The following is a 15,997-nucleotide window of genomic DNA, read 5'->3' on the forward strand; positions in this document are numbered from 1 at the left end:
ATACCAATGCCCGCTCGATCGTCTTCGATCAGCAGAGGGGCGCCGCCGAATTTGCGGGCAACATCACAGGCCTCGGCACCGAGACAGGGTACGGCACTATCGTGAAGACCGGCGCGGGCTTTCTGATGCTGACCGGCGAGACCAAGTTCAAGGGGCTGGGCGACGGCTACGCATTCGATGTGCAGCAAGGTCATCTTGAGGGCTCGAGCAAGAACCTCGTCGGCAAGATCCATATCGCCAAAGGGGCGGAGCTGACCTTCAAAGAGAGTGTCGACGGCACCTACGCAGGCGGCCTCGAAGGCGAAGGCGAGATCGCCAAGAACGGCAAGGGGAAGCTCATCTTCAATGGCATCAACAGCGCCCTTGGCGGCGCCACGGTCAATACCGGGACCCTCGTCTTGAACGGCACCCTGAGCACGGCCGGTGAGGGCACCACGATCTGGGCCACCCTTGCCCTGAACGGCACCCTGAACAGCGCCGGCGACGGCACCAATATCAACGACGGCGGCCTCCTCGCCGTGAATGGCACGCTGAACGGCAACGTGTCTGTCAACAAGGGGGGCACGCTTCAGGGGAGCAGCCGGGTCAACGGCAATGTCATCAACAATGGGGGCAAGATCACCCCCGGCAACTCCATCGGCCATCTGACGATCAATGGCGATTTCGAATTCGACGCCGGCGAGATGGTGGTGGAGGTGAACAACGCCGGCGACAGCGACCGCATCATCGTCATCGGAGCCGACCATACGGCGATCATCAAGGCCGGCACACTGAGCATCGTGCAGGAGCCCGGCGTCTACACCCCCGGCACCCGCTATACGATCGTCTCCGCCGACGGCGGCGGCACCGCGCATTTCGACACCATCACCGGCGGCACCACCGCATTCCTGTCCCCCGAATTGTCGTTTGATGCGCAGAACCTCTATCTCACCATCGGTTTCGCACCCGGCGCCTTCCGGGCCGGCGGCGTCACGGCCAACCAGCAGGCGGTGGGCGGCGCCCTAGATCTGGTGGCTGCGACCGGCGCCACGTCCCCCCTCCTCACCACGCTCGGGACCGTGCCGGTCGGTTCCGGCACCGCGACGCTGCAGCAGCTCAGCGGCCAGCCTTATGCCGACTTCGCCACGGTGAACCTGCGGGCCAGCCAGTTGTTCATGAACACGGTGGGCCGCCAGATGGCGTCCGATCGCGGCGCGGGCTTTGGTGGCGGGCAAAGCGTTGCCCTCGATGCGCCGGGCCTCGACGGCCAGTCCCGCTTCACCGGCTGGGTCAGCGGCATCGGCACCAAGGGCAGCCTCGACGGCAATGGAAATGCCTCCGACCTCTCCTATTCGCTGGGCGGCACGGCCTTCGGCATCAACTACCGGATCGACCCGCGCTTCCAGATGGGCATCGCCGCTGCGTTCGTGGGCGGCTCGCAGTCGGTCGCCGGCTTCATGGGCGACGGCGACACGGAGGCGAGCAGCGTCGCCATCCACGGCTCGTTCGCGCAAGGCCCGGTCTATGTGGACGCTTTGCTCGGCTATGCCCATGCCAGCAACGATCTGGAGCGCATCATCGCGGTGCCCGGCGTCGTTGGCATCGCCAATGGCGCCGCATCCGCCAACCAGTTCCTCGGCCAGATCGAGACCGGCTACCGCTTCCCCTTCGACGGCAGCGCCAACAGCGCGATCACGCCGTTCGGCCGCCTGCAGGTGGTGAGCCTCAATCAGGGCGCCTTCACCGAGACCGGCCTCAGCGCCTACAATCTGACCGCGAGCGGACAGACGCTGACCTCGGTGCGCACCGCGCTGGGCGCCGACTTCGGCACCCGGCTCGCGGTCGGGGGCATGCCGCTGGACCTCAGCGTGCGGCTCGCCTGGGTGCACGAGTTCGGCGACACCGCCCGCCCGTTCACGGCGGCCTTCGCCGCCGCGTCCTGGGCATCGTTCACCGTGTTCGGTGCGCCGGAGCAGCGGGACAGCGCACTCATCGGCTTCGGTGCCGAGGCCCAGATCCTACCCAATGCCGCGCTGTTCGCCAGCTATGACGCGGAACTGGGCGGCGGCAGCGACAACCATCAACTGTGGGGCGGCATGCGCTTCACCTGGTGAGCAGGACGCGGGGCGCCAGTCACGGTACCCCGCACGGGCTTCACCGGAGCCATTTGGTTTAAGTCACGCTGCCATTTGCTGCTCGTCGAGCATTGCATAGTAGCGCATCGAAGCCCGCGCCCTTCGACGTGGTGATTGTCCACTCGTTCAGCCGTAACGACGGAACGTGGGTCTCCGTGAGGGTGCGGCGCGAACTGTTCGCAAAGCCGCAACAGGTGGTTGAGGGCGCTTGCTTCCAACTCACGGGAGAGAGCTCCACAGGTAAGACCACCGCATTACGGCTTGCTCTTGCAACTATGACCGTTGCGGGCGAGTCTAGATCGCGCGGCGCTTGCTGCAGATCCGGCCTGATCTTGTTCAGGCAGTCGACGATCGGCTTTGCGCTGCGGAAGTTCGCCTTCTTGTCCACACGCGGTGAAATGCAGGGGGATTCCGCTTTTTGCGGATCGAACTAACGAAGCTGCAGCCGCGAAAAATGTAGGCATGTCTGTAGGCATGGAAAATTTTCTACCTGCATTTTTTGTTATAAGTCATAGGCTTAATCAGCTACATCGATTCCTCTTCCGCTTGAATTCCCGCATTGAAATGCCAAGGCAATTTCAGTGGTGCGGGATGTTCCGGCTCTGGTGCGGGGATGTTTTTCTCCTGACGTCCCGGACCAATCTGTCCCAGTCGTGACACGCCGCCACAGCCTCGGCCCGGTCCCGAATGTTTCATGTGAAACGCCCGTCGGGCGAAGATGAACAGCGGATTCGTTCGCGATTTCGCGCATGTTCTGCGCACGAATTTCGCCTTTTCCGTAGAAGTTCTGGCGATGCGCGCGGGAGACGCGGCACGCGATGTCCCTCGCAGCCCGAAACGGCGGCGGCCTGCCGGCCACCACCTCTCCATCCACCGCCGCTCCATCCACCACCCCTCGATGAGGTCTCCGCCGCCCGTCCCCTCGGGGGGAGGGGGGCGGGTCCGGTCAAAGCCCCATCTGCGCCTTCCGGGCGGCGACCCAGCGGCCGATCATGCGGTCCGTCAATATGCCGAGGAAGGCGATGGCGAGGCCGGCCGAGAGGCCCTTGCCGGGGTCGGCCTGGGAGATCGCCACCTGGATCTGCTTGCCGAGGTCGTTGGTGCCGACGAAGGACGAGACCACCAGCATGCTCAGCGCCATCATGATCACCTGGTTCACCCCCAGCATGATCTCGGGGAGGGCATAGGGCAGCTCCACCTTCAGCAGGCGCTGCATGGGGGTGCAGCCGGCCATGGTGCCGGCTTCGGTCAGGCTGGGCGGCACGCGGCGCAGGCCGTGGTCGGTGAAGCGGATCGCCGGCACCAGCGAATAGAGCACGATCGCCACCATGGCCGAGACGTCGCCGATGCGGAACAGCATCACCACCGGCAGCAGATAGACGAAGGCCGGCAGGGTCTGCAGCGTGTCGCACAAGGTGCCGAGGACTTTGTGCAGCCGGTCGGAGCGGCTGCCGAGCACTCCGAGCGGCACGCCGATGAGAATGGCGATGATCGCCGAGATGCCGCACAGATAGATGGTGGTCATGCCGCGCTCCCAGAGCCCGGCGACCGGGATGAAGGCGATCAGTGCCATCATGCCGAGGGCGAAGCGCCAGCCGCCGAGCCGCCAGGCGCCGGCGCCCACCAAGGCGATCAGCGCGGGCCAGGGCATGCCGATGAGCGCATTCTTCACCGGCAGGAGAAGGTTGAGCAGGATGAAGGTGCGGAAGGCCTCGGCGGCGGTGAACAGATGGGTGTTCACGAAGCTCACCACTTCCGACCACATGCTGCCGGTGGAGACGCGCCAGTCGCGCGGCAGGACCTCCAGTTCGGGTATGGCGAATGAGAGCAGGGTGAAGCCGAGCAGGACGGCGAGCCCGGCCCAGAAGAACCGGCGCCGGACCAATGCCGCCTTGCCATGGACCGGGCGCAACTCCACCACGGCGCGGCTCATGCGGTCGAGCACGATGGCGAGCGCCACCACGGCCATGCCGGCTTCCAGGCCCTTGCCGAGGCCGTTCGGCTGGCGCAGCGCATTGAGCACGTCGAAGCCGAGGCCGCCGGCGCCCACCATGGCGGCGATGATGATCATGTTGAGGGTCAGCATGATCACCTGGTTGACGCCGATCAGCAGATCGTCGCGGGCCGAGGGCACCAGCACCTTCCATAGCGCCTGCCGGGTGGTGCAGCCGGTCATGCGGCCGAGCTCGTCCAATTCCGGCGGCACGGCCTTCAGCGCCATCATGGTCACGCGCACCATGGGCGGCATGGCATAGAGAATGGTGGCCATGAGGCCGGAGACCGGGCCGACGCCCACCAGGAAGATCAGCGGCACCAGATAGGCGAAGGTCGGCACCGTCTGCATGAAGTCCAGCGTCGCCACCACCGCCGGCTGGAGGCGCGGCGCGCGGAACGCCCAGATGCCAAGCATCAGGCCGGAGGCGACGCCGAACGCCACCGCCAGGACCACCTGGGAGAGCGTGACCATGGCGCTGTCCCATTGGCCGAACAAAGCGATGTAGCCGAAGCCGAGCGCCCCAAGCGCCGCGAGGCGCATTCCGCCGAGCATATAGCCCCAGATGCCCATGGCGCAGATGATGCCGGCCCAGGACAGGCGGGGAATATGGAAGCCATCCTCGCCGAACGTGAAGCCGGTGGAGAAGACGGCCTTCGGCACCTGAAGCGCAGCCGCGAAGAGGGACGCCACGAAGCGGGTCATATCCTTGAAAGTGAACAGGCCGAAGCTGAGATCCCGCACCAGCCAGTAGAGGAAGGCGCGCAGCCAGTCGGACACCGGCACCACCCAGGCGGTGGGATAGCTCAGCGCCCAGCGAAAGCTGTCCGGCGCGGCGAGGGGGGCCACCAGTAAAGCGGTGACGACGATGGCGATCAGCCAGCCGGGCGAGAAACGGACGCCCCTGCGGGCGGGCGCGACGGCGAAATCGCTCATGCCCGCGCCCCGCTGACCAGAACCTCGATGACGGCGGCGCGCTCCAGCTTGCCGACCAGCGTGCCGGCTTCGTCCACCACCGCGAGCGGGGCGGTGCTGTCCACGGAGAGGGCGGCGACCTCGGCCACGCGGGCGCTCGCGCTCACCGCGCCGCCGAGATGCTCGCCTTCGCGCGCCGGCACGGCAATGCTGCCGACCCGCAGCACCTTGGCCCGCGAGACATGCTTGGTGAAGGCGGAGACATAGTCCGAGGCGGGGGAGATCACGAGCTGCTCGGGCGTGCCCACCTGGATCACCGCGCCGTCCTTCATGATGGCCACCCGGTCGCCGAGGCGGATCGCCTCGTCGAAATCATGGGTGATGAAGACGATGGTCTTGGAGAGCAGGCGCTGGAGGCGCAGAAATTCGTTCTGCATCTCGTGGCGGATCAGGGGATCGAGCGCGGAGAACGGCTCGTCGAGGAACCACAGGTCCGGCTCCACGGCGAGGCTGCGGGCGATGCCCACGCGCTGCTGCTGCCCGCCGGACAATTCGCGCGGATAATGCCCGGACTTGTCGCCGAGGCCGACCAACTCGATCACCTTCAGCGCCCGCGTCTCGCGCTCGGCCTTGCCCATGCCCTGGACTTCCAGCGGAAAGGCCACATTGCCCAGCACCGTGCGGTGCGGCAGCAATGCGAAATTCTGGAACACCATGCCCATCTTGTGGCGGCGGAGCTGAATCAGCTCCTCGTCGGTCATGCGCAGCAGGCTCTTGTGCTCGAAGAACACACCGCCCGCGGTCGGCTCCACGAGGCGCGACATGCAGCGCACCAGCGTGGATTTCCCGGAGCCGGACAGCCCCATGATGATGAAGATCTCGCCGCGTCCCACTTCCAGCGTCACGTCGCGCACGGCGGCGAACAGCCGGGCCTGCCGGATCTCTTCCGGCGTCGGCGTTTCATGCGCCTGCATGAAGGCGGAGGCGCCGTCGCCATAGACTTTCCAGAGATTGCGGCAGGTGAGCGCCACCGGACGCTCGGCGGGGGCCAGGGTCTTTGCTGCCGCGACGGGCGGCGCGACGGTGGCGGCCTGGGAGGCTGCGGCCATAAGCTCTCATTCCAAGATCAAAAGGGAAAAGACGCCGGCCCCGCGGGGCCGGCGGTTCACTGCCTCAGGCGAGGGCGCTCAATACTGGCCCTTGTGATCGGCCATCCACTTGGCGACCACGTCGTCGATGGACTTGCCGTCCACGTCCACGGCCTTGACCATCAGGTTCAGCTCGGGGCCGTCGACCTTGAAGTCCTTCAGGGCCTTGTAGGCCTCGGGCCACTTGGTCTTGGCCTTGGCGGAGATGTACTTGAAGATGTCGCCGTGCGGCTTGCCGCAGTCGAAGGCGAGATCGGGGTTCACGCCCCACTTGGGATCGGTGTAGCAGGCGTCGGTATATTCGGGGAATTGCACCCATTCGCCTTCGAACACCGAGGGCACCCAATGGGGCGAATAGACCCACAGGATGATCGGCGCCTTGCGCTCATAGGCGGACTTCAACTCGGCGAACATGGCAGCCTCGGTGCCGGCATCGACGGCGACGAACGGCAGCTTGAGCGCCTTGATACGCTCCGGATCATGCCCGCCCCAGGTCGCTTCCATGCCGAGATAGCGGCCCTTAGGGGCGGTCTCGGGCACGGCGAAGGCTTCGCCGCACTTCAGCAGCGCGTGCCAGTCCGGCAGCCCGGGGCACTTCTCCTTCATGTACATGGGGTACCACCACTCCTCCTTGGCCTTGGGGCCGAGGGGGCCGAGGTTCTCGGTCTTGCCGGTGGCGTCCGACGCCTTCATGGCATCGCCAGCAGTGGTCGCCCACAGCTCCGACATGAAGGTGATGTCGCCGTTCTCCATCGCCGTGAGGCCGGTGAGATAGTCGATGGTGACGTATTCGACCTTGTCGCCCTTGGACTTCACGATCTCGCCCGCGATGTGGGAGGTGATCGCCTGGCCGGTCCAGTCATGCAGGGCGATGATGATCGGGTCCTTGGAATCGGCCGCATAGGCCGCAGGTGCGCCCGCCAAGGCGGACACCAGCCCGCCGGCGACGACCGCAGCTTTCACATATTTACCCAGCATCTGCTTTCCCCTTGGTTCAGATCGTCGGATGCCACGCGAGCAATCGCGGCTCACGGTCGTCGAGGCTCGCCGACATGGCCCATGCAATGCCTGGGCCGTTGTGTGGGGGAGGCGGGCGGCCTTGCGCTGGCGGCCTGCTCATCCCCGGTTCGAGCCTTCTGAAAGGGGATTGTTCGCGCTCGATCCGAGGCGAGCCATATCCCTAAAGGGGTATGCCGGCCGATCTTTGGGCGAAGATTATTTTCTTCTCACGCAAAAAAGGCCCCGTTCTTGCAAGGCTTCCGCGGGCCAGACGAACGGAGGGCCAGGCACGTGTTCACTCCCGAAACGACGGCGCGGTTGATCGAGCATATCGGCCAGGAGAGCCTGATCCAGGTGCTGGATGAGATGCTCAACGACGTGGTAAGCTTTGATTTTTCAACAATATTCGCCTATCCGTTCGGGCGTCGCCCGATCTTTCTGCACGACGGATACCAGCATCATGCCTCCCCCCAGGCGCTTGATGCCTATCTCGGCGGCACCTATCTGCTGGACCCTTTCTATACCGCCTGCGTCCACGGCCATGCGCCGGGCCTCTGGCGCATGGCGCAATTGGCGCCGGACGATTTCTTTTCTTCCGACTTCTTCAATTCCGCCGAGGTCCATCCCTGCGTTTCCATGGAGCCGGGGGCCCTGGTCGAGGAAATCGGCTTCATCGTACCGCTGCGGGGTGGCAGCTCGGCGGTCTATTCGCTGATGCGCATGAAGGGGCACGAGCCGTTCCGCGACGAGGACCTGGCCGCGCTGCGCGCCACGGAGCCGGTGGTACGGCAGACGCTGCGCAGCCATTTCCGCTCGCTCGAAGAATTTCCGGTTCCACGGCAAACCCTTATGGAAGCGGCATTCGAGCGGTTCTGCGAGAGCAGCCTCACCCATCAGCAGCGGCGCATCGTGCAATTGATCCTGCGCGGCCATTCCAGCACCTCGATCGCCGAGATCCTGGAATTGTCCGAGGGGACGGTGAAGATCCACCGCAAGAACATTTACCGGCGGCTCAACATCTCCAGCCAGACCGAGCTGTTCAACCTGTTTATCCAGGACATGAACCGCCAACCCGCAATGCTTCCCCGCGCGGCGGCCGCCGCGCGGTTTTGAGGCCGGGCGCGCAGGTTCAGGAGAACAGCAAGCCTAAGTGGTCGTTGAGGAACATGCCGTCCGGGTCGAGCTTGCGGCGCAGGTCGCGGAAGGCGTGCGCCTTGGGATAGAGTGCGTCCACATCGTCCCGGTTCATGAAGTGCAGCTTGCCCCAATGGGGACGCGAGGCATATTGGCGCAAAATGCCGTCCACTTCCCTAAGGTACGGCCAATAGGCGATGCCCGGACCGCCCGACACGGACACGGTCACGCTGTCCTGCTCATAAAATGGGCTGATCCAGCCTTTATCACTGGCAGTAAAACGGTATTCCAGAGGATAAATGCAATCCAGGTGCTTGGCCTGCATCAGCGCGCGCACCTCGCACAGCGCATCCTTCCCCTTTGCCAGCGGCACCGCATATTCCAGCTCGTGGAAATTCGGCACATATTCGATCGGGTAGATTTCCGAGGAATAGGCGATGCGCTCGAACGGGCCTTGCGCCGCCTCCGGCGGTTCGTCGGTGATGTCCATCACCTTCATCTCGCACACGTCCGCGCGTTTCGAGGTGGTGGAGACGGGAGATGTGTCGGGCAGGCAATAGAGATGGCGGCTCTCCGGCGTCGGGCACCAGAAGAAGCCGAAATGCCGGTGCTCCGCGGCCAGGGCGTCGTGATTGGCGAGGCAGGTCTCGAAATCGTCGCGCCACAGCCGTTCGCGCAGATTATAGGCGTCCATCACCTGCAGCGTGACTTCGCTGATCACCCCGAACAGGCCGATGGAGACCCGCATCGCATTGAGCAGGTCGGGATCCGCGTCGGTCACTTCCAGGATCTCGCCGGACGGCTGGACCAGCCGCATGCCCACCACCTGCGAGGCGAGGTTGCCGAGCTTGATGCCGGTGCCATGGGTGCCGGTGGAGAGCGCGCCGGCAAACGCCTGGGTGTCGATGTCGCCCTGGTTGGTCAGCGAAAGACCCAGCGCCTTCAGCGCGCGGCCGGCATCGCCGATGCGGGTTCCCGCCGCCAGGCTCACGCGCTTGCGCGCCATGTCCACCTTGCGGATGCCGCTGAGCTTTTCCAGCGATAGCCGCAATCCGGGAGTCGCCACCACGGGGGTGAAGGAATGGCCCGAGCCGGCGACCCGCACCTTGAGGCCGCGCCGTCCCGCCTCCGCCACCAGGGCGCACAATTCGTCCTCGCTCTCCGGCACCGCGGCGTGCTGGGAAATGAACGATTGATTGCCGACCCAATTGTTCCAGTGGCCGCCGGTTCCGAGTTCCATGATCTCCCCCTCGCTTCGCCCTTCACATGGCGGTAAAGCAATTGTCCACGAAAAGATGCGTGCCGCTGACGAAGCTTGCATCATCGCTCAGCAGGAACAAGGCGGCCTTCGCCACCTCGTCCGGCCGGCACAGCCGCCCCTGCTGGGCGGCGAGAGTGGCGTCGGAGACGTCGATGCCGTAGCGCGTCAATTCCTCCACCTCGCGGATGCCGTGGGGCGTGCGGATGAAGCCGGGGCAGACGGCGTTGCAGCGGATGTTGCGCTCGCGGAATTCCACCGCGATGGCGCGGGCGAACATGTGGCACGCGCCCTTGGTGGTGTCGTAGAGCACTTCCATGGGCGTGCCCGCCACCGCCGAGATGGACGAGGTGCACACGATGGCGCCGCCGCCCGCCGCGATCATCCCCGGCAGCACCGCCTTGGTCATCAGGAACATGCTGCGCACGTTGATGCCCATCAGGCGGTCCCATTCCGCTTCCGTCGTGTCGAGGAACGGCTTCACCACCAGCGTGCCGGCGTGATTGAACAAAGCGGTGACGGGGCCGAAGCCGCGCTCCACCTCGGCCACCGCCGCGCTGACCGCCGCGCTGTCCGAGACATCCGCCGCAGCGAACATGGCCTGTCCCCCGGCGGCGGCGATCTCCTGCGCCAGCGCGGCGCCCGCGCTCCCGGGCAGATCGACGATGGCGACCTTCGCGCCTTCCTGCGCAAACAATTCGGAGGCGGCGCGCCCGCAGCCGCCGGCGCCGCCGCTCACCAGGGCGACGCGCCCGGACAGTCGCCCGCTCATGGCCGCGCGCGCCCCACCGGTTCCGCGCCCGCTGCTTTCGGCGCGTGCGCGCGCCCGCTGTCCTGGCCCATGGGTTGGCTCCTTGAAGCTCGCCGGTGCCGGTCCGGGGCCGGCGGATGAGGCGCCATTGTTCTGGCACGGGGCGGGCGTGCCCATATCCCCAAAGGGATAGAGGTTCGAAACGAGTCCGCGCAGGCGGGAATCTGCTATAGGCCAGGGCCGAGCCTGCCTTGATCGCGGGTGGTTGCCGCCGGCTTCGGCGGCGCAGACCGGATGCCGCCGTGACCATCTATCTCCCGATCGCCGAACTGCCGGTGGCCATCTTCGCGATCTTCGCGATGGGCCTCGCGGTCGGCTTCATCTCCGGCATGTTCGGGGTTGGCGGCGGCTTCCTCATGACCCCGCTGCTGATCTTCACCGGCGTGCCGGCGGCGGTCGCGGTGGCGAGCGTCTCGGCCCACATGGCCGCCTCGTCCTTTTCCGGCGCCCTGTCGTATCTGCGCAAAGGCTTGATCGACCTCCCTTTGTCCGGGGTGCTGCTGTCCGGCGGCCTGGTGGGCACTGCGGCGGGCGTCGCCACGTTCACGCTGCTGCGCGCCTATGGCCAGGTCGATCTGGTGATCGGTCTGTCCTACATGACCCTGCTCGGCAGCGTCGGCGGCCTGATGCTGGTGGAGAGCGTGCGGGCGATCCTGCGGTCGCGGCGCGGGCAGGGGGTGAGCATCCGCCGCCCCGGCACCCACGGCTGGCTGCTGCGTCTGCCCCTGAAGATGCGGTTTCGCCGCTCGCGCATCTATGTGTCGGCGATCCCGGTGGTGGTGATCGGCTTCGGCATCGGCTTTCTCGGCGCGCTGCTGGGCGTCGGCGGCGGGTTCCTGCTGGTGCCGGCGCTGATCTATCTGCTGCGCGTGCCGACCCAGACCGCGGTCGGCACCTCGCTGGTGCTGACCCTCGTCACCATGACGGCGGCGACCGTGCTCCAGGCGGTGGCGAACGGCACGGTGGATGCGGTTCTGGCGCTGATCCTGATGGTCGGCGGCACCATGGGCGCCCAGTTCGGCGCCCGTGCCGGCCAATCGCTGAAGGCGGAGCACCTGCGCCTCCTGCTCGGCCTGCTGGTGCTGGCGGTGGGCTTGCGCATGGGCTTCGATCTGGCACGCCCCCCCTCCGATCCGTTCGCTGTGACCGCCAAGGGGAGGGGAAATTGAGCCGCCTCCTGCTCGCGTGGGCGCTTATATTGGCGGCGTGCGCCGGTGCGCGCGCGGAGCGCCTGATCTTGTCTGTGTCAGAGCCCCATGTGCTCATCCATTCCAACTTCACCGGTGCCGATCTGGTCCTGTTCGGCGTGGTCGAGGGTGTGGATCAGGCAACGGCGGGGCGGCGCTACGATTTCGCCGTGACCGTGCGCGGGCCGCAGGAAACCTTCGTCACCTGGCGCAAATCGCGGGTGCTGGGCCTCTATGTGAACACCGACAGCCGCACCTTCGTCGATTGCCCGGCCGTGCTCGCGGTGGCCACCAACCGCCCCGCCACGGAGATTGCCGCGCCCGAAATCCTGCGGCGCGAGCAGATCGGGCTGAAGCGCAACATCTTCCTGCAGCGGGTGGGGCCGGATTTCGCCGACGTGGTGCCGGACGATCCCTTCCGTCTCGCGTTCCTGCGCATCAAGCAGGACGAGGGGCTCTATGGCGAGGCGCCGAACGGGGTGAACCTGCTCTCCGCCACCGCCTTCCGCACCGCGTTCCGCATTCCCGCCCGCGCGCCGGTCGGCTCCTATGAAGTGACGGTGAAACTGTTCGCCGACGGGCAGTTGCTCCAGACCGCCGCGACCTCGGTGGTGGTGGAGAAGGGCGGGTTCGAGCAGGATCTGGCCCAGTTCGCGGAGCACTCCAGCCTGTTGTACGGCCTTGCGGTGGCGATCGGTTCGCTGGTGGTCGGTCTGGTGGCAAACCTCCTGTTCAAGCGCGACTGAACGTTGCGGCAGGCGCCAAAGGCGCCGACAATGTTGGCGGACGGCGCCGATCTGCGCTAGGCAGGCGGTGCGTTCCAATGCATGACGCCGGCGGTTCGAGCGAGCGAGGGGACACATGGCCTCGGGTGATGTTTCTGTTTCCATCGAGGGCGGCATCGCGCGGCTCACCTTGTCCAATCCCGAACGGCGCAATGCCATATCCAGCGGCATGTGGCGCGCGCTCGCGGCGTTTGCCTCGGACACCGCCAAGCGCGCGGATATCCGCGTCGCCATCGTCCGCGGCGAGGGCACCCTGGCTTTTTCCGGCGGCGCCGACATTTCCGATTTCGATGCCGCCCGCTCCGACAGCTCGGGCGCGCAGACCTATGACGAACTGGTGGAAGGCGCGTGCGCGGCCATCGAGGCGGTGGCCTTCCCGACCCTTGCCCTGATTCATGGCGCCTGCGTCGGCGCCGGCGCGGCGCTGGCTGCGAGCTGCGATCTCAGGGTGGCGTCCGACGCGGCCTTCTTCGCCATTCCCGCCGCTCGGCTCGGCCTCGGCTACGATCCGCGCGGGGTGGTGCGCGTCGTGCGGGTGTTCGGCAGCCAGGGCGCGCGCCAGCTCTTTTTCGGCGCCGAGCGGCTGAAGGCGACCCGTGCCTATGAAACCGGCGCGGTGGACCATATCGCGTCGGCCGACGAATTGGATGCGCTGGCCGAGAAGGTGGCCGCCCGCATCGGCGAGAACGCGCCCTTGACGCTTCGCGCGGCGAAAGCGGCCATCCGCGCGGCCGAGGGCGCCGGCGGCGCCGTCGCGGCCGAGGCGCGGCGGCTGACCACCCTTGCCAATGCGAGCGGGGATTATCGCGAGGGCCGCCTCGCGTTCGCGGAAAAACGCGCGCCCCGTTTCAGCGGCAATTGACCGGCGCCGATCCTGCTTATCGAGGCGGGAAAAGGCGTCGCGGGGCGTTGCATTCGGCCCGCTTTAGCGGATATGGTCCGCGCCCATCGCGATGGGGCGTCGCCAAGTGGTAAGGCAGGGGATTTTGATTCCCCCATTCCCAGGTTCGAATCCTGGCGCCCCAGCCAGATTTCCATTTGTTTTCCGCAGCCTATCAATCCGACACTTCGGACACGGCGGAACAGATGGAGAATTTCAGACGCACGAAAACCGGCACAAATTTGTTCCTGTTTTGTTCGTAGCGTTTGATCAGATGTCCTCGCTCGATTCGGGCGCCCGCGCTTGCATCGCTTCAATGACGCTTCTGGCCGGCGCGCTCATAACGTCATAGCCAAAGATCTTCAACGATTGGGCGGTGACCGTCATCACCACGATCAGAGCTTCGTACTCGAGCGAGCCGATTGGAGCGTGCATCGACACCGCCAACACTCGCCGCCGAATGTCGTGCAGCATGGCAACCGCCTCGGTCGTGCGCTGTGCCGTCCAGGCTCGTTTAGGTCCGCGGGCGCTGCTCATGGCTTTGTCTCCTGCTAATGGCGACATAGATTCCACGAGAACAAAAAGAGAACAACTCTGAATCGCGGCGGTGGTCGGGGTGTCCCGCCAACCTGAGGTGGCGGGACGGGCCGGCTATTTTTTGGTGAGCAAAATTCGCTCGGCCTCATGCTTAGCCATGTCCAGGACATATGCGAGCACGAGCAATCCACGGGCCAATGCGAGCCGGCGCAGCTCTTCCGTGTGCGATGCGATATAGTCGGCCGCCGCTTTATCGTCGTCCATGAGTCATCTCCTCCTATGCGGGTGACAGGGACTCACCCGCGCAGGAGGGCGCCGTAACGGAACGTCATAAAGGTATTCGGAAACCCGCCATGTGTAACCTGTACAGCCAAACATCGACGTTGCAGGCAATGCGGGATTTCACTCGCAACATCCGGGAGCATGGCAGCGTCGGCAACCTTCAGCCGCAGCCAGGCATTTTTCCCGACGTGTCAGCACCGATCGTCCGCAATGCGCCGGATGGCGTGCGCGAGATGAGCATGGCGCGATGGGGCATGCCTTCGCCGCAGTTCGTACTCGCCGGCAAGACGACGGTGCCGCCTACGACCCCAGTACCACGCGATTGCGACCTTCGCTCTTCGCTCGATATAGGGCGGCATCCGCAGCGTCGATAAACTGCCTCACGGAGGCTTCGCCAGTTGGCAGCACGGACACCACGCCAATACTCACGGTAGAACCCGGAACGCTGGAATTGCCTGGATTGTTGGCTGCTAAGGCAAAGCGCGATCGGATGGTTTCGGCCATCTGGACGGCGCCCTCTGCGTCAGTGTCAGGCAGCACCACCGCGAATTCTTCTCCACCATACCGTGCGCCTAGATCGCCCGGCCGGCGGATCGAGTGGTCAATGACCCTCGCCAGCGTCCTGAGCACCTCGTCACCGCGGCCATGGCCAAATTTATCGTTGAGTTCCTTAAACCGGTCGGCGTCGATCATAAGCAGGGCCAGGGACGCCCCTGTGCGCTTTGTCCGTCTCCATTCCCTCGCGATCACATCGTCGAAACGCCTCCGGTTGGCCAAGCCGGTCAGGGCATCGGTGATTGCAAGAAAGGCTAGGTCGGCCTCCGCAGTCGCGCGCTTGATCAACTCTCGTCGCAACAGGATCCCTAGCGCCAACAGCCCCAGACAGCAGGCCGCGGCAATCGAGCCTATTACAGCGACCCGCTGAAGCCATCCATCAAAAATGGTCTGCGTCGCGACCGCTGCGATCACGATCATCGGAGTACCGGCGACATGAGCAAATGTATAGAGTCGGTCAACGCCGTCCAGGGACGCCTTTCCTGAGAATGTTCCGGACCCCATCGCGCGAATCCTCAGGAAATTAGGGCTGCTCGCGATGTCGGTGCCCACATCTCCATCGTCGTTCTGCGAAGGACGCCGCATGAGGATCTTGCCTTCGGTGTTCGCCATCACCAGGACGCCCTTGTCTCCCATGTCGATTTTGGAAAAGAAGGTACCGATGAAGGCGAGCCGAACCGCGATCAAGACGATGCCGGCGAAACTTCCATCGGGATTTGAGATTCTGCGGCTGACCACAAAGCTGGGATCTCCGCCGCGCAGCCGGCTCAGGTAGGGCTGGCTCACGAAGAGGCCCGCTGTCGCTTTGTCTCGTTGCGCAACAAAATAGTCGCGATCGGCGAAATTTCCATGCCGTGGTTCACTGGAGGAAGAGTCGGCAACGATCGCGCCTTCCTTGTCGAGAATGAGTATCGATCCGACAAAGTCCGTAACTTGCGAGATCGCGGCCAGCATCCTGTGTTTCATGATCGGGGTGAACGACACGAACTCAGGGTCGTTGAGGGCATCTGCGGCAAGGCCAAGGGCGAACAAATAGAGCCGCATGTGTAGGTCGACATGCCCGACGGTCGCCTGCAGCAGATTTTCGGACGAGCGCCGCGCATTCTCACGGGCGTCCCGGTGTCCTTGCCAGAGCGTCAGCCCCACAAGGAGCATCACGATGAAGGACGCCGCGATGGTGGCGGCCAAAACGAAATGAGCGCTCCGGGGCACAGCTATCGGCTGCTGACGGTCCTCCACAATTTCTCCATCAATCGGGCTTGGATCCTTGACGCTATCCAGAAGGAGCAACGCCGAGCATATCTATACATCTTTTGGAAGTGATTTTTGGCATTTATATCTCCATCGTTCTGCGAACCTTGCGCAGAAATTGTGCTTTGCTTCGTCCCAATGTGTTCCA

The 15,997-nt window shown here is 65.0% G+C and carries 13 protein-coding genes and 1 tRNA gene; 6 read left to right on the forward strand and 8 right to left on the reverse strand.

Annotation, left to right across the window (positions count from 1 at the left end; translation table 11 throughout):
- The coding region (locus V5F77_RS02245) for an autotransporter family protein (RefSeq protein ID WP_429003695.1) at positions 1-2,093 on the forward strand (2,093 nt) is incomplete at its 5' end.
- A 967-nt stretch (positions 2,094-3,060) separates the two neighbouring features.
- Here the strand turns inward: V5F77_RS02245 and V5F77_RS02250 are convergent.
- From V5F77_RS02250 to V5F77_RS02260, 3 genes are all read right to left on the reverse strand, one after another.
- Entirely contained in the window at positions 3,061-5,043 is a 1,983-nt protein-coding gene (locus V5F77_RS02250) for an ABC transporter permease (RefSeq protein WP_429003696.1), read from the reverse strand.
- On the reverse strand, positions 5,040-6,131 hold the full coding sequence (locus V5F77_RS02255; RefSeq protein ID WP_429003697.1) for a quaternary amine ABC transporter ATP-binding protein: 1,092 nt from the start codon (positions 6,129-6,131) through the stop codon (positions 5,040-5,042). Before V5F77_RS02255 ends, V5F77_RS02250 begins: the two co-directional genes overlap by 4 nt.
- A gap of 78 nt (positions 6,132-6,209) precedes the next feature.
- Positions 6,210-7,148, reverse strand: coding sequence for an ABC transporter substrate-binding protein (locus V5F77_RS02260; RefSeq protein ID WP_429003698.1), 939 nt, complete (start codon positions 7,146-7,148; stop codon positions 6,210-6,212).
- Positions 7,149-7,460: 312 nt separating this feature from the next.
- Here V5F77_RS02260 and V5F77_RS02265 point away from each other — a divergent pair, with 312 nt between their 5' ends.
- The gene (locus V5F77_RS02265; RefSeq protein ID WP_429003699.1) at positions 7,461-8,282 is read left to right on the forward strand and encodes a helix-turn-helix transcriptional regulator; all 822 of its coding nucleotides are present in this window, start codon (positions 7,461-7,463) and stop codon (positions 8,280-8,282) included.
- 16 nt (positions 8,283-8,298) lie between these two features.
- On the opposite strand, the gene V5F77_RS02270 is transcribed toward V5F77_RS02265, so the two are convergent.
- Complete coding sequence (locus V5F77_RS02270; protein ID WP_429003700.1) at positions 8,299-9,543, reverse strand: D-arabinono-1,4-lactone oxidase; 1,245 nt, start codon at positions 9,541-9,543, stop codon at positions 8,299-8,301.
- A gap of 22 nt (positions 9,544-9,565) precedes the next feature.
- Positions 9,566-10,333 (reverse strand): SDR family NAD(P)-dependent oxidoreductase, encoded by a 768-nt coding sequence (locus V5F77_RS02275; protein WP_429003701.1) that lies wholly within the window; start codon positions 10,331-10,333, stop codon positions 9,566-9,568.
- Positions 10,334-10,614: 281 nt separating this feature from the next.
- On the opposite strand from V5F77_RS02275, the gene V5F77_RS02280 reads away from it, so the two are divergent.
- From V5F77_RS02280 to V5F77_RS02295, 4 genes are all read left to right on the forward strand, one after another.
- Entirely contained in the window at positions 10,615-11,541 is a 927-nt protein-coding gene (locus V5F77_RS02280; RefSeq protein WP_429003702.1) for a sulfite exporter TauE/SafE family protein, read from the forward strand.
- Between the two features lie 74 nt (positions 11,542-11,615).
- Positions 11,616-12,305 carry a TIGR02186 family protein gene (locus tag V5F77_RS02285; RefSeq protein WP_429004030.1) on the forward strand — a complete coding sequence of 230 codons (690 nt, stop codon included), beginning with the start codon at positions 11,616-11,618 and terminating at the stop codon, positions 12,303-12,305.
- Between the two features lie 115 nt (positions 12,306-12,420).
- Positions 12,421-13,206 carry an enoyl-CoA hydratase-related protein gene (locus V5F77_RS02290; protein ID WP_429003703.1) on the forward strand — a complete coding sequence of 262 codons (786 nt, stop codon included), beginning with the start codon at positions 12,421-12,423 and terminating at the stop codon, positions 13,204-13,206.
- A gap of 92 nt (positions 13,207-13,298) precedes the next feature.
- Positions 13,299-13,373: transfer RNA gene (locus tag V5F77_RS02295), tRNA-Gln, on the forward strand.
- A 121-nt stretch (positions 13,374-13,494) separates the two neighbouring features.
- Here V5F77_RS02295 and V5F77_RS02300 read toward each other — a convergent pair.
- The 3 genes from V5F77_RS02300 to V5F77_RS02310 all read right to left on the reverse strand — a co-directional run bounded on the left by V5F77_RS02300 (position 13,495) and on the right by V5F77_RS02310 (position 15,888).
- Entirely contained in the window at positions 13,495-13,761 is a 267-nt protein-coding gene (locus tag V5F77_RS02300) for a hypothetical protein (RefSeq protein WP_429003704.1), read from the reverse strand.
- Between the two features lie 114 nt (positions 13,762-13,875).
- Positions 13,876-14,025: a hypothetical protein gene (locus V5F77_RS02305; RefSeq protein WP_429003705.1), complete on the reverse strand. Its 150-nt coding sequence runs from the start codon at positions 14,023-14,025 to the stop codon at positions 13,876-13,878.
- A gap of 318 nt (positions 14,026-14,343) precedes the next feature.
- Positions 14,344-15,888 carry a sensor domain-containing diguanylate cyclase gene (locus tag V5F77_RS02310; RefSeq protein WP_429003706.1) on the reverse strand — a complete coding sequence of 515 codons (1,545 nt, stop codon included), beginning with the start codon at positions 15,886-15,888 and terminating at the stop codon, positions 14,344-14,346.
- Between the last annotated feature and the right edge of the window lie 109 nt (positions 15,889-15,997).

Origin of the sequence: Roseixanthobacter psychrophilus (assembly GCF_043195195.1) — a bacterium.
GTDB lineage: Bacteria > Pseudomonadota > Alphaproteobacteria > Rhizobiales > Xanthobacteraceae > NCEH01.

Coding starts and splice junctions, on each gene's coding strand:
- V5F77_RS02250 (WP_429003696.1), bottom strand. CDS start 5,043: ATGAGCGATTTCGCCGTCGCGCCCGCCCGCAGGGGCGTCCGTTTCTCG.
- V5F77_RS02255 (WP_429003697.1), bottom strand. CDS start 6,131: ATGGCCGCAGCCTCCCAGGCCGCCACCGTCGCGCCGCCCGTCGCGGCA.
- V5F77_RS02260 (WP_429003698.1), bottom strand. CDS start 7,148: ATGCTGGGTAAATATGTGAAAGCTGCGGTCGTCGCCGGCGGGCTGGTG.
- V5F77_RS02270 (WP_429003700.1), bottom strand. CDS start 9,543: ATGGAACTCGGAACCGGCGGCCACTGGAACAATTGGGTCGGCAATCAA.
- V5F77_RS02275 (WP_429003701.1), bottom strand. CDS start 10,333: ATGAGCGGGCGACTGTCCGGGCGCGTCGCCCTGGTGAGCGGCGGCGCC.
- V5F77_RS02290 (WP_429003703.1), top strand. CDS start 12,421: ATGGCCTCGGGTGATGTTTCTGTTTCCATCGAGGGCGGCATCGCGCGG.
- V5F77_RS02300 (WP_429003704.1), bottom strand. CDS start 13,761: ATGAGCAGCGCCCGCGGACCTAAACGAGCCTGGACGGCACAGCGCACG.
- V5F77_RS02305 (WP_429003705.1), bottom strand. CDS start 14,025: ATGGACGACGATAAAGCGGCGGCCGACTATATCGCATCGCACACGGAA.